Below are 19,562 nucleotides of genomic sequence, written 5' to 3'. Positions count from 1 at the left end.
GCCTCAGGCGAAACGGGCCATGCAGTCGCGCAGCTTGTCCAGGCCGCGGCGTATCCAGGTCTTGACGGTGCCCAGCGGCAGCGCCAGGCGCTCGGCCAGCTCGCCGTGGCTCAGGTCGCGCAGGTAGGCCAGGCTGATCACTTCGCGCTGCTTGTTTTCCAGTTGCCCCAGGCACTGGTGCATGGCCCAGGCCTGCTGGCTCGCCAGACTGGTGTCCATGGGGTTGGGCGCGTCGCCGGGCAGCGTGTCGGCCAGGGCCTCGTCGAGCTCCTGCGTGAGGTGGGCGCGATCGGCCGCGCGGCGGCGCAGCAGGTCCAGTGAGCGGCTGCGCACGATCAGGCCCAGCCAGGCCATGGGCGGGCTCAGTGTGGCGCGGTAGTCGCCCGCGCTGCGCCAGACCTGCAGGTAGGCCTCCTGCAGCGCGTCCTCCGCCGCCTCCGCGGAGCCCAGCACGCGCAGCGACAGCCCGTAGAGCTTGCGCGCGGTGAGGTCGTAGAGCGCCTTCAGCGCGGCCTCGTCGCGCTGGGCGATGCGATCGATCAGGTCCATGAGGAGTTCGTCGGGGTCGGCGCTCATGCGGCGCATTGTGGGGGCGTTTGCATCCACCACTACGCCGGTGTTTCCCGTGTGGATTCAACGCCACCGTGCGGATGCGCACAACCCAGCAAAACAGTCGGGTTCGCTGAATCCGGTGCGGGGCCGGCCTGCGTATGGGTGTCGACGGCCGCCGCTCCCCCTCCTCAAACCCACCGCGAGAGACAAGACCATGAGCACCTCCATCGATCCACGCCGCGCCTTCCTGCGCACCGGCGCCACCCTGTCCGCTGTCGGCCTGGCGATGCTCGCCGGGCGGCCCGCCCTGGCCCAGGGCATGAAGGCCGACGTCGCCAAGGACGTCGACATCCTCAACATCGCGCTCGGCCTGGAGCACGAGGCCATCAACGCCTACCAGCTCGGCGCGGGCAGCGGCCTGCTGCAAAAGCCCGTGCTCGACGTGGCGGTGCAGTTCCAGGGCCACCACAAAGCGCACCGCGACGCCCTGGCCGCCACCATCCGCAAGCTCGGTGGCCAGGCCGTGGCGGAAAAGAAGCTCGATGAGTACGCCAGGGACCTCAAGGCCGATTCGCTGAAGAGCCAGGCCGACGTGCTGTCGCTGGCCGCGCGCCTGGAGCTGGGCGCGACCAATGCCTACCTCAGCGTGATTCCGCCGCTGAGCGACCGCGCGCTGGCCCAGGTGGCCGCACGGCTGGCCGCCGACGAGACCATGCACTTCACCGCGCTCAGCAGCGCGTTGGGTCGGCCCTTGCCCGCGAACGCCCTGTCGTTCGGCGCCTGAGACCCATTCCAACACGGGTGGGCCATGCACCCGCCCGGCTTTCTCTCCCCAACCTTTGACCGGAGTATTTCCATGATCCTCAAGACCACCCTGGCCGCTTCGGCCGTTCTCGCCATGACCGCCTGCGCCTCTTCGATGGGGGGCCAGCCCATGATGTTCTCGCAGGCGGGCCTGCCCGACGCGGTGAAGGTGCCCGCCGGCCACCGCGTGGCCATGGAGACCGTGGGCGCGGGCGACATCACCTACGAATGCCGCGCCAAACAGGGCATGGCGGGCCAGTTCGAATGGGTCTTCGCCGGCCCCGACGCCCGCCTGATGGACCGCGGCGGCAAGCAGGTCGGCAAGTACTACGGTCCGCCCGCCACCTGGGAGTCCATGGACGGCTCCAAGATCACCGGCACGCAACTGGCCGTGGCCCCCGGCGGCAGCGGCAACATTCCCCTGCAGCTGGTCAAGGCCAACCCGGCCATGGGCATGGGCGCCATGCAAGGCGTGACCTACGTCCAGCGGGTGGCCACCGTGGGCGGCGTGGCGCCGGCCATGGCCTGTGGCGCGGCCAACCTGGGCGCGAAGCAGGTGGTCCAGTACCGCGCCGACTACATCTTCTACAAGGCCGCCTGAGCCCCCGCCGCCCCGAGATCCCCTCAGGGGCGCGGCCCCGCGGGCGGGCGCCCCTTTTGCCCTGCGGACGGAGGATCGTCGCAGGGCGCTTTTTCCCGCGCGGCTCTAGGCCGCGCGCTCGAAGCCTTCGAGCAGGTTCACCGCATTGACACCCACCTCGGCCACCGCGTAGCCGCCTTCGAAGGTGAAGAGGGTAGGCAATCCCGGCGACGCCAGCGCCGCGCCGATGCCCGCGTAGTCGGCCGAGCGCAGTCGGAAGCCCGAGATCGGGTCGCCCTCGAAGGTGTCCAGGCCGAGCGGCACCACCAGGGCAGTGGCGCCAACGTCCGACACGGCCTGCAAGGCCTGGTCAAGCGCGGCGCGCCAGGCCGCCAGCGCCGTGCCGCGTGGCAGCGGCCAGTTGCGGTTGAAGCCCTCGCCCGCGCCGGCGCCGCGCTCGTCGGCGTGGCCCAGGAAGAAGGGGTACTCGGTGCGCGGGTCGCCGTGCAGGGAGAGCGTGAGCACGTCGGCGCGCTCGTAGAAAACGGTCTGCGTGCCGTTGCCGTGGTGGTAGTCCACGTCCAGCACGGCCACGCGGGCGTGGCCGCCGTCGCGCAGCGCCTGCGCGGCGATGGCGGCGTTGTTGAGGAAGCAGTAGCCGCCGTAGAAGCCCGGGCCCGCGTGGTGGCCCGGCGGGCGCGTGAGCGCGAAGGCGGCGCGCTCGCCGGCCAGCACGGCCTGGGCGGCGGCCAGGGCGCAGGCGGCGCCGCCCAGCGCGGCGCGCCAGCTGCCGGCGGTGAGCGGTGTGCCCGAATCGAAAGCGAACTGGCCCAGGCGCGCGGCGATGTTGTCGGGCCAGCCGTCCTGCCGGAAGCCGTGCCGGTTGGGCAGCGGCCAGACCGAGGGCAGGGCGTCGAGGCCCGCGTTGGCCGGGTCCAGCGCCACCCAGTCGTCCCAGGCGGTGCGCAGGAAGTCGAGGTAGCGCGGCTCGTGCACGGCCCGCACGGCGGGCATCAGCGTGGCCTCGTCCAGGGCGGGCTCGCGCAGCTCGCCCAGCGGGCGGCGGCGCAGCTCCGCCAGCACATGCTCCAGGCGCGCCGGGCTCTCATGGCTGGCCACCAGCCGGCCCCGGAACATCTCCTGGCGGCCGGCGTGTTCGGCGTGGCGCGGGTTCAGCAGCGTCAGCACGGCGGGGCGGGTGTCACTCGGCGTCCAGGAAGGACTTGAGCGGCGCCAGCGGCGCGAACCGGCCGGCGCGCCGCTCCTTGGCCGCCACGATGGCCTCGCCCACCTGGGCGTTGCTCCAGATCGCGCCCTGCAGCCAGCCCATCTGGCGCAGGCTGTCGTCCACCGAGTGGTCGCGCGCGTAGTTCACCGCCTGCTTGGTGCCCCAGATGGCCACCGGCGGCTTGCTGGCGATCTCGCGCGCGCACTGCAGCGCGGCCTCCACCGTGGCGGCGTGGCTGTCGAAGACCTCGTTCACCAGGCCCAGGGCCTGGGCGCGCGCGGCCGGCAGGCGCCGCCCGGTGTAGGCCAGCTCCTTCACCAGGCCCAGCGGGATCAGCTTGGGCAGGCGCTGCAGCGTGCCCACGTCGGCCACCATGCCGATGTTGATTTCCTGGATGCAGAAGAAGGCGTCGGCCGAGGCGTAGCGGATGCAGCCGGCGGTGACCATGTCCACCGCGCCGCCCACGCAGCCGCCCTGGATGGCGAAGATGACTGGCGCGCGCAGCGTTTCCAGCCGCGTGAAGGTGGCCTGCATCTGGGCCAGCAGGTCGAAGACCGCGGCGCGGCCCTCGGGGCTGCGGTCGTCCAGGGTGATGGCGCCGCCGAAGGTCTCCAGCGCCATGCCGGCGCTGAAGTGCTTGCCGGTGCTGCTGATGACCAGGGCGCGTGCCCGGCCCTCGTCGTGGATCTCGCGCAGCAGCGCGTCGAGTTCGCGCCAGAACGTGGGCCCCATGGTGTTGAGCGATTCGGGGCGGTTCAGCGCCAGGTGCGCCACGTCGGGCTCAGTCCAGCTCAGGGAAAAGCAGGTCGGTGTGGTCATCGCGGTGGGCCTTGTCTCGGGGCTTGGGGTGGCGGGCATTCTGGTCGGGCGCCGCGGGGCCGTCTGTCCCCGGTTTGACCAGCTTGGACGAGCGCACGCCCAGCAGGCGCAAGCGCCGCGTCAGGTCCACGCGCTTGAGGCACAGGCCGGCCGCCCGGCGGATGGTGGCGGCGTCGGCCGTGGGCTCGTCCAGCGTGAGGTCGCGCGTGACCTTGGTGAAGCCCACGTAGGTGAGCTTGATGCCGATGGTGCGCGCCAGGTAGCCCTTGCGCTGCAGGTCGCCGGCCACCTGCTCGCACAGCTCGGTGAGGATGGCGCCGAGCTCGGCGCGGTCGTGCACGGCGTGCAGGTCGCGCTCGAAGGTGGTCTCGCGGCTCATGCCCACGGGCTCGCTCTCGGTCACCACGGGGCGGTCGTCGCGGCCCCAGGCCACCTCGTGCAGCCAGGCGCCGTAGCTCTTGCCGAAGTTTGCGATCAACCAATCGGGCTCGCGTGCGGCCAGCTCGCCGATGGTGTGGATGCCGAAGGACTGCAGCTTGGCGTCGGCCTTGGGGCCCACGCCGTTGACCTTGCGGCAGGGCAGGGGCCAGATCAGGCGCTGCAGGTCCCCGGCGTGCACGACGCTGATGCCGTTGGGTTTGTTGAACTCGCTGGCCATTTTGGCCAGCAGCTTGTTGGGCGCCACGCCGATGGAGCAGGTCAGGCCCGTGGCCTCGAAGATACTTTTCTGGATGAGCCGCGCCAGCACGCGCCCGCCCTCGCGCTGGCCGCCGGGCACCTCGGTGAAGTCGATGTAGACCTCGTCCACGCCGCGGTCCTGCATCACCGGCGCGATCTCGGTGATCACGCGCTTGAAGGTGCGCGACAGGCGCTTGACCTCGTCGAAGTCCACCGGCAGCAGGATGGCCTGCGGGCAGAGCTTGGCGGCCTTCATCAGGCCCATGGCCGAGCCCACGCCGAACTGGCGCGCCGCGTAGGTGGCGGTGGTGGCCACGCCGCGGCCCGCGTACTCGCTCAGGCGGGGGAAGAACGCCACCGGGATGCGGTCCAGCGTGCCGGGGCCCCAGTCGGTGTCGGGGAAGGCCTCGCGCAGGCGCTCGAACATGGCGGTCTCGCGCCGGCGCCCGCCGCCGATGACCAGGGGCAGGCCCTTGAGCTGCGGGTAGCGCAGCAGCTCCACGGACGCGAAGAAGGCGTCCATGTCGAGGTGGGCGATGCGGCGCTCGGGTTTCAAGCCGGCCATCGTAGCCGGCTTACCATGCCCGGGTATGTCATTTGCACCGGCTGTCCGGTGCGCCACCGTCGGAGGACCCCATGACCCATCCCCTCACCCGTTTGCTCGCGGCCGCGCTGGTCGGCGCGGGCGTCGCCATCGCCGGCCTGGCCGTCAGCCACGGCCTGGAGCGCTTCCGCCTGGCCGACCGCAGCGTCACCGTCAAGGGCCTGGCCGAGAAGAACGTGGAGAGCGATTTCGCCGTCTGGACCCTGGGTTTCCGGCGCGGCGGCAACGCCTTTGGCGATGTGCAGAAGGCGCTGGCGGGCGACCGCGACGCGGTGGTGGCTTTCCTCAAGCAGCGCGGCTTCAAGGACGAGGAGATCGAGGTGCGCCCGCTCGGCGTGCAGGACCTGTTCGCGCGCGAGTACGGCTCGGGCAACCAGCCGCTGCGCTTCAATGGCACGGGACAGGTGATCGTGAAATCCGCGCGTGTGGCGGACGTGCAGGCCGCGGCGCTGGCGGTGGACCCGCTGATCCAGGCCGGCGTGCAACTGGGCGGCGAAGGCAACGGCCATGGCGGCCCGCAGTTCCAGCTGCGCGGCTTCAACGACGTGAAGGCCCCGCTGCTGGCCGAGGCCACGCGCAACGCGCGCGAGCAGGCCGAGAAGTTCGCCGCCGAGGCCGGCGCCCAGCTGGGCGCGCTCAAGAGCGCCAACCAGGGCGTGATCCAGATCAGCGGCGCCGCCGGCAGCGACTACGACGACGGCAGCTCGCGCGAGAAGCGCCTGCGCGTGGTCAGCACCTTCGTGTACGAGCTGCGCTGAGCGCGCCGCCTCGGGCCGTCGTCAGGCCGTCGGGTAGCTGCCCGGCAGCAGGATGGACTTGTCCACGGACTCTATGTTGGTGTGGCCGCAGAAGGCCATGGTCAGGTCGAGCTCCTTGTGGATGATCTCCAGCGCCTTGCTCACGCCTTGCTCGCCCAGGGCACCCAGGCCGTAGAGCATGGCGCGGCCGATGTAGCAGCCGCGCGCGCCCAGGGCGCGCGCCTTCAGCACGTCCTGACCGCTGCGCACGCCGCCGTCCATGTGCACCTCGATCTGGCCGCCCACGGCATCCACGATGGCGGGCAGGGCCTCGATGCTGCTTTGCGCGCCGTCCAGCTGGCGCCCGCCGTGGTTGCTCACGATCAGCGCGTCGGCGCCGGTCTGCATGGCCAGGCGGGCATCCTCCACGTCCTGGATGCCCTTGAGGATGAGCTTGCCGCCCCAGCGCTTCTTGATCCACTCCACGTCGCCCCAGTTGAGGCTGGGGTCGAACTGCTGCGAAGTCCAGGCGCCCAGGTTGGCCATGTCGGTCACGCCCTGCACGTGGCCCACGATGTTGCCGAACTGGCGGCGCTTGGTGCCCAGCATGCCCAGGGCCCAGCGCGGCTTGCTGGCGATGTTGATGATGTTGGGCAGCGTCAGGCGCGGCGGCGCGGTCAGGCCGTTCTTCAGGTCCTTGTGGCGCTGGCCGATGATCTGCAGGTCCAGCGTGAGCACCAGGGCGCCGCAGTTCGCGGCCTTGGCGCGGTCGATCAGGCGCTCGATGAAGGCGCGGTCCTTCATCACGTAGAGCTGGAACCAGAAGCCCTCGCCCGCGTGCTGCGCCACGTCCTCGATGGAGCAGATGCTCATGGTGGACAGGGTGAACGGGATGCCGAACTTCCTGGCCGCGCGCGCCGCGAGGATCTCGCCGTCGGCGTGCTGCATGCCCGTGAGGCCGGTGGGCGCGATGGCCAGCGGCATGGCGGCGGACTGGCCCACCAGGGTGGTGCGCGTGCTGCGGTTCTCCATGTTCACCGCCACGCGCTGGCGCAGCTTGATCTTCTGGAAGTCGGCCTCGTTGGCGCGGTAGGAGCCTTCGGTCCAGGAACCGGAGTCGGCGTAGTCGTAGAACATGCGCGGCACGCGCTTTTGCGCCAGCACGCGCAGGTCTTCGATGTTGGTGATCACGGTCATGGGCGGGTCTCCTCGTTGTCGGTAGGGGGCGGCGGGCTGGCCGCGATGGTAGCCAGCCGCCCCGCCCGGCGCGCGTGAAAGCGCGCTGGCGCGGATTGAAACATTTTCAGAAGGGCGCCCGGGGCGGGTTGACACACCCCGGGGAAGCGGGCGGATACTGGCCACTGCCATGTCCATGCGCCGCCTCCCGCTCCCCGCCCTCGCGCTGGCCGCCGCGCTGCTGCCCTGGTGCGCCGCAGCAGCGGAGATCTGGCGCTGGGTCGACCGCGACGGCTACGTGCACTACAGCCAGGCGGTGGACATCCCCGAGCGCTACCGGGCCAGCGCCGTGCCGGCCGACGCGCCCTTGCCGCCGGGCACCAGCGCCTGCGAGGCGGCCTGGCACCGCTACGCGGCCAGCCAGGCCTGCTTCGACGCCTACCGCCTGGTGGGCGGCGGCCTCAAGCCCGAGGCCTTCCAGCGCTGCCGCGAACTGCCCGAGCCCGAGCCCTGCCGCTGAGCCGGGCCCGGTCCAGGCTCACTGGTTGCTGATCTTCTGCTCGCGGATGACCTTGCCCCAGGCGGCGGACTCGCGCGCGATGTCGGCGGCCAGCGGCCCGGCCGGCATGTAGGCCGGCACGGCGCCCTGCGCGGCGGCCGCCTGCGCGATGTCCGGCGCGTCCATGACCTTGCGCAGCGAATCGCTCAGCCGCTCCACGATGGGCGCGGGCGTGCCCGCGGGGGCCAGCACGTACAGGCGCGGCACGGCCGAGAAGCCGGGCAGCGCGTCGGACAGCGGGGCGATGTCTTCGCCGCCCTGCAGCTTCACCGGGTTCATGACCGCCAGCGCGCGCAGCTTGCCGGCGCGCGCCTGGGCGATGGCCGAGGCCGCGCTCACCACGCCGATCGGCACCTGGCCGCTCATCACGTCGGGCACGATCTGCGCCGCGCCGCGGTAGGGGATGTGCACCACGTAGGCGCCGGTCTGTCCCTTGAGCATCTCGAAGCCCAGGTGGTGCACCGTGCCCACGCCCGAGGTGGCGAAGGAGTAGCGGCCGGGGTTCTTCTTCAGCAGGGACACGAACTCGGCCGGCGTCTTGGCCGGGAAGTCGTTGGCGGTGACGATCACCAGCGGCAGCGTGAACAGGCTCGCCACGGGCGTGAAGGCCTTGACCGGGTCGAAGCTCATCTTCGGCTGCAGGTACTGGGCGATCAGCAGCGAGCTGTCGCCCAGCATCAGCGTGTAGCCGTCGGGCGCGGCGCGCGCCACGGTGTCGCCGGCGATGAGGCCGGCCGCGCCGGTGCGGTTGTCCACCACCACCTGCTGGCCCAGCAGCTCGGACAGGCGCGGCGCGACCAGGCGCGCCACGGCGTCCACGCCACCGCCGGCCGAGTAGCCCACCACCAGGCGCACCGGGCGCTGCGGCCAGTTCTGCTGCGCCGAGGCGCTGGTGGTCACGCCGGTGGCGGCGAAGGCGGCCAGCAGCCCGGCGATCAGCGCGCGGCGGCCGGGGTGGGGCGAAGGGGTGTCGTGCTTGTGCATGTCTGTCTCCTGTGTTTGTGTCGCGGGGAAAATCGTTCAGGCCTTGCCGGCGCCGCGCGAGCCGGGCCGCTTGGCGAGTTCCGCCAGGCGATCGGGGTGGGGCTTGAAGCCCAGGCCCGGTGCCTCGGGCAGGCGCAGCACGCCGCGCTCGGGCTTGGGCAGGTCATCGAAGACCAGCTCGCAGCACTGCACGGCCACCGAGTGGTACTCGACCAGCGAGCCGTTGGCCAGGCCCGCGTGCAGGTGCATGTTGTGGTGCGGCCAGGCGCCGCCGTTGGCGAAGCGCGTGTTGAACGCGGCCGCCATGCCGGCGATGCGCCCGCACTGCGTGAACCCGCCGCTGATGCAGGCGTTGGGCTGCACCACGTCCACCGCCTGCGCCACCAGCAGGTCGCGAAAGCGCGTGGCCAGGCCCTCGTTCTGCCCGGCGGCCAGGGGGATGCTGGTCTTGGCGCGCAGCTTCTGCAGGTTGGGGATGTCGTTGTGCGTCACCGGCTCCTCGAAGAAGCTGATGTCGTAGGGCTCGACCCGCTTGGCCAGCTTCAGGGCGTGGAAGTAGTCCAGGCTGCAGTTGGCGTCGATGTAGATCTGCACGTCGGGGCCCACGGCCTCGCGCACGGCACGGATGCGCTGCACGTCCTCGGCGATCACCGCGTCCAGCGGGCGCGGCTCGTCGCGGCGCGCCAGCGCGTGGTGGCCCACGGTCATCTTCAGGCGGGTGAAGCCGCGCGCCACCCAGTCCTTGGCGGCGGCGGCGAGCTCGTCGCGCTCGAAGAAGGCGAAGCCGAAGGTGGCGTACACGGGCACCTCGGCGCGCGCGCCGCCCAGCAGGCGCCAGCAGGGCTCGCCCAGGGCCTGGCCCTTGATGTCCCAGAGCGCGAGGTCGATGGCGGCGATGGCGTGGCTGGCGTAGCCCGACTGCCCGCGCGGCGTGAGCAGCCAGTACAGGCGCTCCCAGATCTGCTCGTGGCGCATCGGGTCCTGGCCCACCAGGTGGTGGGCCGCGATGTCATTGACGATGCTGCCGATCACCTCTTCCTCGGTGATGGCGGTCATGCCGGTGCCGACCAGGCCGGTATCGGTCTCGATGGACACCAGGCAGACGGACAGGCTGGTGGTCTTGGTGCCGCCGCTGGCCGGCACGGTGACGGGCAGGTTCAGCGGCGTGGCCCAGACGCGGGCGATCTTCATCTTGTCTCCTGCGCCGCCGGGGGCGGCGGCGTGTGTGGGTTGCGGTTCGCGGGCAGTGTAGGAAGGGCCGCCGGCGCGCGGCAATGGCCTGCGCGTGAGGCCGCTTTCGCGTTTGGCGAAAGCCGAAGCCTGCGTGAAAAGCCGCGCGGGCGCTCAGCGCAGGAGCGCGCGCACCAGCGTGGCCGCCGCCGGGGCCAGCGGCGCGTCGGTGCGGGTGGCGATGCTGTGCGTGCGCCGGGCCCAGGCGTCGCTCAGCGGCACGGCCGCCAGCGGCAGATGGGCCAGCTGCGGCGCCACGGCCTCCAGCGGCAGCACGCCCACGCCCAGGCCAGCGGCCACCATGCGGCAGACAGCGTCGAAGCCGCGCATGCGCATGCGCACGTTCAGCGGCAGGCCGGCGTCGGTGGCCGAAGCGAGCAGGCGGTTGGACAGGGCGGTGCCGTCGCTCAGGGTGATGAAGGGCTCGTCCAGCGCCTCGGCCAGGCGCAGTTTCTTGCGGCCCGCCAGGCGGTGCGAGCGCGGCGTGAGCAGCACCAGGGTGTCGCTGAAGAAGGGCGTGAAGGTCAGGCCGGCCGGGGGCACCGGCAGGTCGACCACGCCGAAGTCGGCGCGGCCTTCGATCAGGGCCAGCGGGATCTCGGGGCTGCCGCGTTCCTCGATGTCGACGCGGATCAGCGGGTGGCTGGACAGGAAGCGCTGCAGGCGCTGCGGCAGCACCTCCAGCAGGGCCGAGGTGTTGGCCAGCACGCGCACCTGGCCTTGCAGGCCCTGGCTGTAGCCCTTGAGGTGCTGGGCCAGCCGGTCGGCGTCGGTCAGCAGGGCGCGGCTGCGCTGCACGAGCATCTGGCCCGCGGGCGTGAGCTGCACGCCGCGCGAGGAGCGCTCGAAGATGCGGAAACCCAGCGAATCCTCCAGCGCGGTGATGCGCGAGCTGGCGGCGGCCACCGCGAGTTGCAGGCGCTCGCTGGCGGCGCTGATGGAGCCGAGGTCGGCGGCGGCGATGACCACGCGCAGCGTGCCGAGGTCGATGGGCTCGAGCATGCCGTGGCGCCGAGGAGTGGCCTCAGCCCAGTCGGGCGCGGTGGCGCGCGATCTGCGCGCGCACCTGGGCCGGCGCGGTGCCGCCCAGCGTGTGGCGCGCCGAGAGCGAGCCGCGCAGGCTCAGCACCTCGTACACGTCCTTTTCGATGCTGGGGTGAAAGCCCTGCAGCACGGTGAGCGGCAGCTCGGAGAGGTCGCAGTTGTGCGAGGTGGCGGCCTTCACCGCGTGCGCCACGGTCTCGTGCGCGTCGCGGAAGGGCAGGCCCTTCTTGACGAGGTAGTCGGCCAGGTCGGTGGCGGTGGCGTAGCCCTTCTGCGCGGCGGCCTCCATGGCGGGAGCGTTCACCGTGAGGCCGCCTTCCTTGGCGCCCGTGGCCGGGTTCAACTGGCCGCCCACCATCTCCGCGAAGATGCGCAGCGTGTCGGTGAGCGTGTCCACCGTATCGAACAGCGGCTCCTTGTCTTCCTGGTTGTCCTTGTTGTAGGCCAGGGGCTGGCCCTTCATGAGGGTGATGAGCCCCATGAGGTGGCCCACCACGCGCCCGGTCTTGCCGCGCGCCAGCTCGGGCACGTCGGGGTTTTTCTTCTGCGGCATGATGGACGAGCCGGTGGTGAAGCGGTCGGCGATCTTCACGAAGCCGAAGTTCTGGCTCATCCACAGGATCAGCTCTTCGCTCAGGCGGCTGATGTGAACCATGCACAGCGAGGCCGCGGCCGTGAATTCGATGGCGAAGTCGCGGTCGCTCACACCGTCCAGGCTGTTCTGGCACACCGCGGGGGCCCCGTTCTCGTCGACCATGCCCAAGGTGCGGGCCACGCGCTCGCGGTCCAGCGGGTAGGTGGTGCCGGCCAGGGCGGCGCTGCCCAGTGGCAGGCGGTTGGTGCGGCGGCGCACGTCGGCGAAGCGCTCGGCGTCGCGCGAGAACATCTCCACATAGGCCAGCAGGTGGTGCGCGAAGCTCACGGGCTGGGCCACCTGCAGGTGCGTGAAGCCGGGCAGGATCACCTCGACGTTCTTCTCGGCCACGTCCACCAGCGCGCGCTGCAGCTCGGTGAGCAGGCCGCCGATGAGGTCGATTTCACCGCGCAGCCACAGGCGCACGTCGGTGGCGACCTGGTCGTTGCGGCTGCGGCCGGTGTGCAGTCGCTTGCCCGCGTCGCCCACCAACTGCGTCAGGCGCGCCTCGATGTTGAGGTGCACGTCTTCCAGGTCGAGCTTCCACTCGAAGGCGCCGCTCTCGATTTCCTGCGCGATCTGCGCCATGCCGCGCTGGATGTCGGCGTGGTCCGATGGGCCGATGATGCCTTGCGCCGCCAGCATCTCGGCGTGTGCGAGACTGCCCTCGATGTCGGCCTGCCACAGTCGCTTGTCGAAGAAAACGCTGGCGGTGTATCGTTTGACCAACTCGCTCATCGGCTCCGAGAATAGGGCGGACCAGGCTTCGGATTTCTTGTCGAGTTGGTTGGATGACATGGTGTTGTCAGCGGCTGGACGGGGGAGTGTGAGAGCGCCTGGGCAACCAAGCGCGGGCCTGGGTGGCCGACCGAATGGAAAACGGCATCGCTTCCCATGAAAGATTCGCGGATTTTATCGACCTTCCAGGAACTGCCCCACGCGGCTGGGGCGCGCCCGCTCACCGAGATGCCCGAGCATGTGCGGGCCCGCGTGCAGGTGTTCGATACCTGCCAGGTCGGCGTGGTGCTGCGCGCGGTGCTGTTCGTGCAGGCCGTGGTGGCCGTGGCGGCGCTGTTCACCGCCACCAGCTTCGTCACCTGGGGCGCCTCGCTGGCCATCTACACCGGCGCCGCGCTGCCCGCCGTGCTGGCCTGGCTGCTGGCCATCTGCGCGCTCAAGCGCCAGCTGGGCCGACTGGCCTCGCACTGGCAGTGGGCCGTGGGCGTCTCGCTGGGGGCGCTGGCGGGCCTGTACGGCTGCGCGCTGGTGGTCTGGCTGGGCGTTCTCACGCAGCAGCTGTGGCTGGCCTCGGCGGCGGCCGGGGCGCTGGTGGCGGCGGTGCTGGTGGCCGGGCTCGTGTGGCGGGCCAAGGCGCGCATGCCGGCGGGCACCACGGCCCGGCTGGCCGAGCTGCAGGCGCGCATCCGCCCGCACTTCCTGTTCAACACGCTCAACAGCGCCATTGCCCTGGTGCGCGAAGAGCCGGCCAAGGCCGAGAGCCTGCTGGAAGACCTCAGCGAGCTGTTCCGCCACGCCCTGGCCGATCCGAAGGAGGCGGTGCCGCTGTGGCAGGAGCTGGAGCTGGCCGAGCACTACCTGGCCATCGAGCAGGTGCGCTTCGGCGATCGCCTGCAGGTGGAGTGGGCGATCGACGAAGCGGCGTCCAAGGCCCGCCTGCCGCCCCTGATCCTGCAGCCGCTGGTGGAGAATGCCGTCAAGCACGGCGTGGAGCCCAGCCCCACCGGGGCCACGGTGCGCATCAGCACGCAGCGCCGCGGCGGGGTGGTGGTGATCAAGGTCACCAATACCGTGCCGGCGGGCAGCGGCAAGCGCGGCAACGGCCTGGCGCTGGACAACGTGCGGCAGCGGCTGACCTTGTTGCATGATGTGCAGGGGCGCTTCCAGAGCGCGCTGGTCAACGGCGTTTTCCAGGTGCGCCTCGAAATCCCGGTATAAGCGCGACATGGCAAAAGACCGACCACGGAGCAAGACATGGCACTGAAGGTTCTGATCGTCGACGATGAAGCCCTGGCGCGATCGCGCATGCGCACCCTGCTGGCCGAGTGCACGGAGCCGCGCACCGACGTGGTGGGCGAGGCCGGCAACGCCGTGCAGGCGATGGACATGATCCAGCGCACCCATTGCGAACTGGTGCTGCTGGACGTGCACATGCCGGGGGTGGATGGCATCACCCTGGCGAACACCCTGCGCCAGATGGCCGCGCCGCCCTCGATCGTGTTTGTTACAGCCTACCCGGAGCACGCGGTGAGCGCCTTCGAGGTGGAGGCGGTGGACTACCTGACCAAGCCGGTGCGCCGCGAGCGGCTGCAGCAGGCGCTGCAGAAGGTGGTGAAAGTGCGCGCGGGCAAGGAAGGCAGTGGCGATTCCGGTCCGCCGGAGGCGCTGATCATCCAGGAGCGCGGGCGCAGCGAGCGCGTGGCGCTGTCGGACATCATCTACCTGAAGGCCGAACTGAAGTACATCACCGTGCGCACGGCGGAGAAGGAGCACATCTACGACGGCGCGCTGAGCGACCTGGAGGCGCGCTACTCCCACCTCTTCGTGCGCGTGCACCGCAACGCCCTGGTGTCGCGGCGGGCGGTGCGGGCGGTGGAAAAGCACAGCGACCCGGTCGAGGGTGAAGGCTGGACCGTGCGGCTCGACGGGGTCGAGGAGCGGCTGGCGGTGTCGCGCCGCCAACTGGCGGCGGTGCGCGAAGCCTTGATGGGCTGAGGCCTGCCCGCGCGGCGCGCGGGTTCAGATTTCCGCGGCTTCCACCAGAAACCGCACCCGCCGCTGGCCCTGCCATTCGTCCAGTTCCAGCCGGAAGGCGAGCTTCACCCGCTCGGGCAGCGGTTCGGTGTGACCGAACCAGATGCCGTCCACCGCATCGCCCTGGTGCTGCAGCTTGAGCGCCAGGTGCTTCTCGCCGACGATGCGCTGGCTCACCACCCGCAGCTCCTCGCAGAACACCGGTGGTGCGAAGCCCTGGCCCCAGACCTGGCCTTGCAGCACCTCGACCAGGTCGGGCCGGCGGTACTGCCGGTCCAGCGCGCCGTCGGCCTCCAGGCGGCGCTGCAGCGTGGCGGCGTCCAGCCACTCGTGCGCCACCTGCTGCAAGGCCTGCTCGAACAGGTCCAGGTGCTCTTCCGCGACGGTGCAGCCCGCGGCCATGGCGTGGCCGCCGAAGCGCAGCAGCACGCCCGGGTGGCGCTTGGCCACCAGGTCCAGCGCGTCGCGCAGGTGAAAGCCCGGGATCGAGCGGCCCGAACCCTTGAGCTCGTGTTCCTTGCCCGGCGCCGCGCTCGCGGCGAAGACGAAGGTCGGCCGGTGCAGCTTGTCCTTCAGGCGCGAGGCCACGATGCCGACCACGCCTTCGTGGAAGTCCGGGTCGAACAGCACCATGGCCGGTGGCGGTTCCTCGCCGTCGTCGAACAAGGCCTCGGCCATCTCCAGCGCCTGCTCGCGCATCTCGCCCTCGATGGCCTTGCGCTCGCGGTTGATGCCGTCCAGGGTGCGCGCCAGTTCCTCGGCGCGCGCCTTGTCGTCGGTCAGCAGGCATTCGATGCCCAGCGTCATGTCGGACAGGCGGCCGGCCGCGTTCAGGCGCGGGCCGAGCGCGAAGCCGAAGTCGAAGCTGCTCGCGGTGTCCAGGCGCCGGCCGGCGACCGCGAACAGCGCGTCCATGCCAGCCGGCAGGGCGCCCGCGCGCACGCGCTTGAGGCCCTGGGCGACGAGGCGGCGGTTGTTGCCGTCGAGCTTCACCACGTCGGCCACGGTGCCCAGGGCCACCAGGGGCAGCAGGGCGTCGATGCGGGGCTGGTTTTTGGCATCAAAAACCCCGCGCTCGCGCAGCTCGGCGCGCAGCGCGAGCAGCACGTAGAACATCACGCCCACGCCGGCGATGCTCTTGCTGTCGAAGGCGCAGCCGGGCTGGTTGGGGTTGACGATGACGCAGTCGGCCGGCAACTGCGGGCCCGGCAGGTGGTGGTCGGTCACGATCACCTGCAGGCCCAGTTCGCGCGCGACGCGCACGCCGTCGACGCTGGCGATGCCGTTGTCCACGGTGATCAGCACCTCGGCGCCACTGTCTTTCACGCGCCGCGCGATGGCGGGGGTGAGGCCGTAGCCGTCGACCACGCGGTCGGGCACCAGGTAGTGCACGCTGTCGAAACCCAGGGGCGCGCCCAGCAGCCGGAGGCCGCGCACGCCCACGGCGCAGGCGGTGGCGCCGTCGCAGTCGTAGTCGGCCACGATGCACAGGCGCTGGTTCGCCGCCATGGCATCGGCCAGCTGGCGCGCGGCCTCGCCCGCGCCGGTCATTGTGTCCGGCGGGAGCAGGCGCGCGAGCCCGTCGTCGAGTTCTTCGGTGCTGGTGACGCCGCGCGCGGCGAACAGGCGCGCCAGCAGCGGGTGCAGACCGGCCTGTTCGAGCGCCCAGGCGGCGCGCGGCGGGACGTCGCGGGTGATGATCTTCATAGGGTCCTGAGGAGGTCTTGGGCGCTGGCGCGCGGGCGCAGGCCGACGGCGCGGGCGAGCCGCTGCATGAGGCCGGGCCGTTCGGGCACCAGCGTGACGGCGGCGCGCTCGCCGCACAGAGTGAGGGCCAGCGGTTCGCCGCGCCGCGCGCGGTCGAGCAGGGGAGCGAAGAGGCTGTGGTCGAGCGCGGTGGCGGCACGGCGCCAGGCCTCGAGGTCGCCGCCAAGGGCGGCGGCGCGCAGGCTGTCGTCCACCTGGGGCGGCGGGCGCAGGCGGGTGTGCGCGTCCAGCGCGCCGGGCGCGCTGAACCACAGGCCGTTGATGGGCAGGCGGCGTGCGGCCTCGCGGGCGTCGTTCACGCGGTGCGTGTAAAAGAGCATCTGTGCCTCGCTCTGCAGGCGTTGCAGCCAGCGCGCCGGTTCGCCGCGCGGCAGCCAGGCGGCCAGCGAGCGGCCGCTGACGCGGTCCAGGCTGGCGCAGGCCAGGTCGCGCAGGCGCTCGCCGCGCGCCCGCCAGCGGGTGGGCTCGTCGAACAGCAGTTCCACGCCGTCTTCGGCGCACAGCGGTTCGAAGGCCGCGAACAGCGCGCGCGATTCGTCGGCGTCCAGGCCACCGGCCTGTTCGGCGCGCTGCAGCATCACCTGGTCCATGCCCACCTGCAGGTGCACGGGGTGCACCCAGGCCTGTGGCGCCTGCGGTGTGTCGCTGGCCAATGCGGCCCAGGGCAGGGCGCCGTCGCGCGGGGGCAGGCCTCGTGCGCGCGCCAGGGCGCGCTCGTGGGGCGGACTCAGGCTGAGGCCGTCGTCGCTGTCGCGTACGGCCTCGCGCAGGTGGGCGAGCAGGGCGTCGAGCGCGGGCAGGGCGGGGGGCTCAAGGGCCGCGCCCAGGGCGGCGAAGGGAACCAGCCAGTGGTGTGCGGGATCCAGGACCAAGGGCTCGTCGGGCATGGTGCGATTGTCGGCGATGCCACAATCGCCCCCAGAAATGCAAACCCCCTACGAACTCCTGCTGGGCTGGCGCTACACGCGCGCCGGCCGCGCCACGCGGCGCAACGGCTTCATCTCCTTCATCTCGGGTGTGTCCATGCTGGGCATTGCGCTCGGCGTGGCGGCGCTGATCATCGTGCTGTCGGTCATGAACGGCTTCCAGAAGGAGGTGCGCGACCGCATGCTGGGCGTGCTCTCGCACATCGAGGTGTTCGAGGCCAACGGCCAGGCCATTGCCAACCTGCCGCAGGTGCTGTCCACCATCGAGGCGCGCCCCGAGGTGCTGGGCGCTGCGCCCTTCGTGGGCGCGCAGGCCCTGATCGCCCGCGGCGAGGACATGAAGGGCGCGCTGGTGCGCGGCATCGACCCCACGCTGGAACCCAAGGTGACCGACCTTGCGGCCGAGCTGGCCGACACCGTGCTGCCGCGCCTGGCGTCCGGCGGCTATGGCATCGTGCTGGGCGGCGAACTGGCGCGCAGCCTGGGTGTGGTGGTGGGCGACACGGTGACGCTGATCGCGCCGAGCGGGCAGGTGACACCGGCCGGCGTGGTGCCGCGCGTGCGCAGCATGACGGTGGTGGGCACCTTCGATTCCGGCCACTACGAATACGACTCGGCGCTGGCCATGCTGCACCAGGACGACGCCGCGCGCATCTTCCGCGTCGAGGGCCCCACGGGCGTGCGCGTGAAGATCCGCGACCTGCACGCCGCGCGCGAGGTGGCGGTGAAGATGGCGGCCGACCTGCCGCCAGGCCTGGTGGTGCGCGACTGGACGCGCCAGAACCGCACCTGGTTCGCGGCCGTGCAGCTCGAAAAACGCATGATGTTCATCATCCTCACGCTGATCGTGGCGGTGGCCGCGTTCAACCTGGTGTCCACGCTGGTGATGACCGTGACCGACAAGCGCGCGGACATCGCCATCCTGCGCACCCTGGGCGCGAGCCCGCGCAGCATCATGGGCATCTTCGTGGTGCAGGGCGCGGCGGTCGGCCTCATCGGCACCGGCCTGGGCCTGCTGCTGGGCCTGGGTGTGGCCTTCAACATCGACACCTTGGTGCCGGCGCTGGAGCACCTGCTGGGCGCGAGTTTCCTGCCGCAGGACATCTACCTCATCAGCCGCATGCCCAGCGACCCGCAGCGCGGCGATATCGTGCCCGTGGCGGTGATCTCGCTGGTGCTGGCCTTCCTGGCCACGCTGTACCCGAGCTGGCGCGCCAGCCGCGTGAACCCGGCGGAGGCGCTGCGTTATGAGTAAAGCCCCCACGCTCCGCCGCGGCGCGGGTCGCTGCCCCACGAAGGGGGGCGTTTCGCCTTGGGGCGGCCCGGCGGCGAAACAACCATGACCGATTCCGTTCTTTCCGCTCGTGGCCTGAGCAAACGCTTCGTTGAAGGCCGTCTTGACGTCACCGTGCTGCAGGGCGTGGACCTGGAGGTGCGCGCGGGCGAAACCGTGGCCATCGTCGGCGCCTCCGGTTCCGGCAAGAGCACGCTGTTGCACCTGCTGGGCGGGCTGGACGCACCCAGCGCCGGCACGGTGGCCCTCAAGGGCCAGCAGCTCTCGGCCCTGGGCCCGGCGCGCCAGGGCGAGTTGCGCAACCAGCACCTGGGCTTCGTGTACCAGTTCCACCACCTGCTGCCCGAGTTCAGCGCGCGCGACAACGTGGCCATGCCGCTGTGGATCCGCCGCCTGCCGCGCGCCGAGGCGGCCGAGCGCGCCAGCGCGACGCTCGCGCGCGTCGGCCTGAGTGAACGCCTGGCGCACCGGCCGGCCGAGCTGTCGGGCGGCGAGCGCCAGCGCGTGGCCATCGCGCGCGCCCTGGTCACGCAGCCGGCCTGCGTGCTGGCCGACGAGCCCACCGGCAACCTGGACCGCGCCACCGCCGACGGCGTCTTCGCGCTGATGATGGACCTGGCGCGCGACCAGGGCACGGCCTTCGTGGTGGTCACGCACGACGAAGGCCTGGCCGCGCGCTGCGGCCGCGTGCTGCGCCTCAGCGCCGGCCGACTGGGCTGAGCCCGTTCACGGCCTGGTGCGCACGAAGCGCAGGGGCTTGTCCATGCCCTCGACGCTCAGCGTGAGCGTCGAGCCTTGCACCTGCACGCGCTGGGCCTTCTGCAGTGCCGCCATGTAGCGGTTCTCCTGCTCGCCCACCGCGCCCGCGCAGGCCATGCGCGTCATGCCCATCTGGCCGAAGGCGATGCGGTCCTGCACCAGGGTGTAGCTGCCAAAGAATCGGTTGCAGGAGCCCAGGCCCGCCACGCGACCCGCCTCGGGAAAGGCCAGCGTGGCCGGCACGCGGTCGAGCACGCCGCTGCCGCCCAGGTCCTCCAGCCGCCATTCCGTGCCCACCAGGGACGGCGCGCCGCCGGGGCCGGCGGGCATGGCACAGGCGCCCAGGCCGGCGATGAAGGGCAGGGCGAGCGTGGCGATCCAGCGGGGTGTCATGGGGGTCCTCCTGGGGTCTTGG

The 19,562-nt window shown here is 71.5% G+C and carries 20 protein-coding genes; 8 read left to right on the top strand and 12 right to left on the bottom strand.

The window, feature by feature from the left end; genetic code table 11:
* Nucleotides 1–3: 3 nt before the first annotated feature.
* Nucleotides 4–585, bottom strand: coding sequence for a sigma-70 family RNA polymerase sigma factor (locus tag JNX00_RS16570; protein WP_204742924.1), 582 nt, complete (start codon nt 583–585; stop codon nt 4–6).
* A 181-nt stretch (nt 586–766) separates the two neighbouring features.
* Between JNX00_RS16570 and JNX00_RS16565 the strand changes: the two genes are divergently transcribed.
* The gene (locus JNX00_RS16565; RefSeq protein WP_204742923.1) at nt 767–1,336 is read left to right on the top strand and encodes a ferritin-like domain-containing protein; all 570 of its coding nucleotides are present in this window, start codon (nt 767–769) and stop codon (nt 1,334–1,336) included.
* A 72-nt stretch (nt 1,337–1,408) separates the two neighbouring features.
* Nucleotides 1,409–1,957 carry a DUF3455 domain-containing protein gene (locus JNX00_RS16560; protein ID WP_204742922.1) on the top strand — a complete coding sequence of 183 codons (549 nt, stop codon included), beginning with the start codon at nt 1,409–1,411 and terminating at the stop codon, nt 1,955–1,957.
* Nucleotides 1,958–2,062: 105 nt separating this feature from the next.
* Here JNX00_RS16560 and JNX00_RS16555 read toward each other — a convergent pair whose 3' ends face one another.
* From JNX00_RS16555 to JNX00_RS16545, 3 genes are read right to left on the bottom strand one after another with little or no spacing between them, the layout of a single operon-like run.
* Nucleotides 2,063–3,124, bottom strand: a complete 1,062-nt coding sequence (locus JNX00_RS16555) for a histone deacetylase family protein (protein ID WP_070397393.1) — start codon at nt 3,122–3,124, stop codon at nt 2,063–2,065.
* 13 nt (nt 3,125–3,137) lie between these two features.
* The gene (locus tag JNX00_RS16550; protein WP_204742921.1) at nt 3,138–3,983 is read right to left on the bottom strand and encodes an enoyl-CoA hydratase-related protein; all 846 of its coding nucleotides are present in this window, start codon (nt 3,981–3,983) and stop codon (nt 3,138–3,140) included.
* A complete protein-coding gene (locus tag JNX00_RS16545; protein ID WP_239478166.1) occupies nt 3,946–5,226 on the bottom strand; it encodes a DNA polymerase IV in 1,281 nt (426 codons plus the stop codon). The genes JNX00_RS16550 and JNX00_RS16545 overlap by 38 nt, the downstream gene beginning before the upstream one ends.
* A 71-nt stretch (nt 5,227–5,297) precedes the next feature.
* On the opposite strand from JNX00_RS16545, the gene JNX00_RS16540 reads away from it, so the two are divergent.
* Nucleotides 5,298–6,023: an SIMPL domain-containing protein gene (locus JNX00_RS16540; protein ID WP_070397396.1), complete on the top strand. Its 726-nt coding sequence runs from the start codon at nt 5,298–5,300 to the stop codon at nt 6,021–6,023.
* A gap of 21 nt (nt 6,024–6,044) precedes the next feature.
* Here the strand turns inward: JNX00_RS16540 and JNX00_RS16535 are convergent, their stop codons facing one another.
* Nucleotides 6,045–7,199 (bottom strand): alpha-hydroxy acid oxidase, encoded by a 1,155-nt coding sequence (locus JNX00_RS16535; RefSeq protein WP_204742920.1) that lies wholly within the window; start codon nt 7,197–7,199, stop codon nt 6,045–6,047.
* A gap of 169 nt (nt 7,200–7,368) precedes the next feature.
* Here JNX00_RS16535 and JNX00_RS16530 point away from each other — a divergent pair, with 169 nt between their 5' ends.
* Nucleotides 7,369–7,698, top strand: coding sequence for a DUF4124 domain-containing protein (locus JNX00_RS16530; RefSeq protein ID WP_070397398.1), 330 nt, complete (start codon nt 7,369–7,371; stop codon nt 7,696–7,698).
* Between the two features lie 18 nt (nt 7,699–7,716).
* On the opposite strand, the gene JNX00_RS16525 is transcribed toward JNX00_RS16530, so the two are convergent.
* The 4 genes from JNX00_RS16525 to argH all read right to left on the bottom strand — a co-directional run bounded on the left by JNX00_RS16525 (nt 7,717) and on the right by argH (nt 12,427).
* A complete protein-coding gene (locus tag JNX00_RS16525; protein WP_070397399.1) occupies nt 7,717–8,721 on the bottom strand; it encodes a tripartite tricarboxylate transporter substrate-binding protein in 1,005 nt (334 codons plus the stop codon).
* Nucleotides 8,722–8,757: 36 nt separating this feature from the next.
* A complete protein-coding gene (locus JNX00_RS16520; RefSeq protein ID WP_204742919.1) occupies nt 8,758–9,912 on the bottom strand; it encodes a mandelate racemase/muconate lactonizing enzyme family protein in 1,155 nt (384 codons plus the stop codon).
* A gap of 153 nt (nt 9,913–10,065) precedes the next feature.
* Nucleotides 10,066–10,953 (bottom strand): LysR substrate-binding domain-containing protein, encoded by an 888-nt coding sequence (locus JNX00_RS16515; RefSeq protein ID WP_204742918.1) that lies wholly within the window; start codon nt 10,951–10,953, stop codon nt 10,066–10,068.
* Between the two features lie 22 nt (nt 10,954–10,975).
* Nucleotides 10,976–12,427 (bottom strand): argininosuccinate lyase, encoded by a 1,452-nt coding sequence (gene argH, locus JNX00_RS16510; protein ID WP_204742917.1) that lies wholly within the window; start codon nt 12,425–12,427, stop codon nt 10,976–10,978.
* A 96-nt stretch (nt 12,428–12,523) separates the two neighbouring features.
* On the opposite strand from argH, the gene JNX00_RS16505 reads away from it, so the two are divergent.
* Nucleotides 12,524–13,585 carry a histidine kinase gene (locus JNX00_RS16505; RefSeq protein ID WP_116959441.1) on the top strand — a complete coding sequence of 354 codons (1,062 nt, stop codon included), beginning with the start codon at nt 12,524–12,526 and terminating at the stop codon, nt 13,583–13,585.
* Nucleotides 13,586–13,621: 36 nt separating this feature from the next.
* Nucleotides 13,622–14,362 (top strand): LytTR family DNA-binding domain-containing protein, encoded by a 741-nt coding sequence (locus JNX00_RS16500; protein ID WP_070397404.1) that lies wholly within the window; start codon nt 13,622–13,624, stop codon nt 14,360–14,362.
* A 24-nt stretch (nt 14,363–14,386) separates the two neighbouring features.
* On the opposite strand, the gene recJ is transcribed toward JNX00_RS16500, so the two are convergent.
* Nucleotides 14,387–16,108, bottom strand: a complete 1,722-nt coding sequence (gene recJ, locus JNX00_RS16495; RefSeq protein WP_204742916.1) for a single-stranded-DNA-specific exonuclease RecJ — start codon at nt 16,106–16,108, stop codon at nt 14,387–14,389.
* Entirely contained in the window at nt 16,105–17,055 is a 951-nt protein-coding gene (locus JNX00_RS16490; protein ID WP_204742915.1) for a phosphoglycerate mutase, read from the bottom strand. The genes recJ and JNX00_RS16490 overlap by 4 nt, the downstream gene beginning before the upstream one ends.
* A 37-nt stretch (nt 17,056–17,092) precedes the next feature.
* On the opposite strand from JNX00_RS16490, the gene JNX00_RS16485 reads away from it, so the two are divergent.
* Complete coding sequence (locus JNX00_RS16485) at nt 17,093–18,349, top strand: lipoprotein-releasing ABC transporter permease subunit (protein WP_070397407.1); 1,257 nt, start codon at nt 17,093–17,095, stop codon at nt 18,347–18,349.
* A gap of 84 nt (nt 18,350–18,433) precedes the next feature.
* Complete coding sequence (lolD, locus tag JNX00_RS16480) at nt 18,434–19,108, top strand: lipoprotein-releasing ABC transporter ATP-binding protein LolD (protein ID WP_204742914.1); 675 nt, start codon at nt 18,434–18,436, stop codon at nt 19,106–19,108.
* Between the two features lie 6 nt (nt 19,109–19,114).
* On the opposite strand, the gene JNX00_RS16475 is transcribed toward lolD, so the two are convergent.
* Nucleotides 19,115–19,540 carry an META domain-containing protein gene (locus tag JNX00_RS16475; protein ID WP_204742913.1) on the bottom strand — a complete coding sequence of 142 codons (426 nt, stop codon included), beginning with the start codon at nt 19,538–19,540 and terminating at the stop codon, nt 19,115–19,117.
* Nucleotides 19,541–19,562: the final 22 nt, after the last annotated feature.

It is taken from the genome of Hydrogenophaga sp. YM1 (assembly GCF_016903055.1).
Taxonomy (GTDB): domain Bacteria; phylum Pseudomonadota; class Gammaproteobacteria; order Burkholderiales; family Burkholderiaceae_C; genus Hydrogenophaga; species Hydrogenophaga borbori.
Note: the sequence above shows the minus strand (reverse complement) of the source record. Positions and strands in the feature narration are given on the sequence as shown.

Bases quoted from the DNA above. Each gene is read 5' to 3' on its own strand.
- JNX00_RS16570 (WP_204742924.1), bottom strand. From the start codon at position 585: ATGCGCCGCATGAGCGCCGACCCCGACGAACTCCTCATGGACCTGATC.
- JNX00_RS16565 (WP_204742923.1), top strand. From the start codon at position 767: ATGAGCACCTCCATCGATCCACGCCGCGCCTTCCTGCGCACCGGCGCC.
- JNX00_RS16560 (WP_204742922.1), top strand. From the start codon at position 1,409: ATGATCCTCAAGACCACCCTGGCCGCTTCGGCCGTTCTCGCCATGACC.
- JNX00_RS16550 (WP_204742921.1), bottom strand. From the start codon at position 3,983: ATGACCACACCGACCTGCTTTTCCCTGAGCTGGACTGAGCCCGACGTG.
- JNX00_RS16545 (WP_239478166.1), bottom strand. From the start codon at position 5,226: ATGGCCGGCTTGAAACCCGAGCGCCGCATCGCCCACCTCGACATGGAC.
- JNX00_RS16540 (WP_070397396.1), top strand. From the start codon at position 5,298: ATGACCCATCCCCTCACCCGTTTGCTCGCGGCCGCGCTGGTCGGCGCG.
- JNX00_RS16535 (WP_204742920.1), bottom strand. From the start codon at position 7,199: ATGACCGTGATCACCAACATCGAAGACCTGCGCGTGCTGGCGCAAAAG.
- JNX00_RS16530 (WP_070397398.1), top strand. From the start codon at position 7,369: ATGTCCATGCGCCGCCTCCCGCTCCCCGCCCTCGCGCTGGCCGCCGCG.
- JNX00_RS16525 (WP_070397399.1), bottom strand. From the start codon at position 8,721: ATGCACAAGCACGACACCCCTTCGCCCCACCCCGGCCGCCGCGCGCTG.
- JNX00_RS16520 (WP_204742919.1), bottom strand. From the start codon at position 9,912: ATGAAGATCGCCCGCGTCTGGGCCACGCCGCTGAACCTGCCCGTCACC.
- JNX00_RS16515 (WP_204742918.1), bottom strand. From the start codon at position 10,953: ATGCTCGAGCCCATCGACCTCGGCACGCTGCGCGTGGTCATCGCCGCC.
- argH (WP_204742917.1), bottom strand. From the start codon at position 12,427: ATGTCATCCAACCAACTCGACAAGAAATCCGAAGCCTGGTCCGCCCTA.
- JNX00_RS16505 (WP_116959441.1), top strand. From the start codon at position 12,524: ATGAAAGATTCGCGGATTTTATCGACCTTCCAGGAACTGCCCCACGCG.
- JNX00_RS16500 (WP_070397404.1), top strand. From the start codon at position 13,622: ATGGCACTGAAGGTTCTGATCGTCGACGATGAAGCCCTGGCGCGATCG.
- recJ (WP_204742916.1), bottom strand. From the start codon at position 16,108: ATGAAGATCATCACCCGCGACGTCCCGCCGCGCGCCGCCTGGGCGCTC.
- JNX00_RS16490 (WP_204742915.1), bottom strand. From the start codon at position 17,055: ATGCCCGACGAGCCCTTGGTCCTGGATCCCGCACACCACTGGCTGGTT.
- JNX00_RS16485 (WP_070397407.1), top strand. From the start codon at position 17,093: ATGCAAACCCCCTACGAACTCCTGCTGGGCTGGCGCTACACGCGCGCC.
- lolD (WP_204742914.1), top strand. From the start codon at position 18,434: ATGACCGATTCCGTTCTTTCCGCTCGTGGCCTGAGCAAACGCTTCGTT.
- JNX00_RS16475 (WP_204742913.1), bottom strand. From the start codon at position 19,540: ATGACACCCCGCTGGATCGCCACGCTCGCCCTGCCCTTCATCGCCGGC.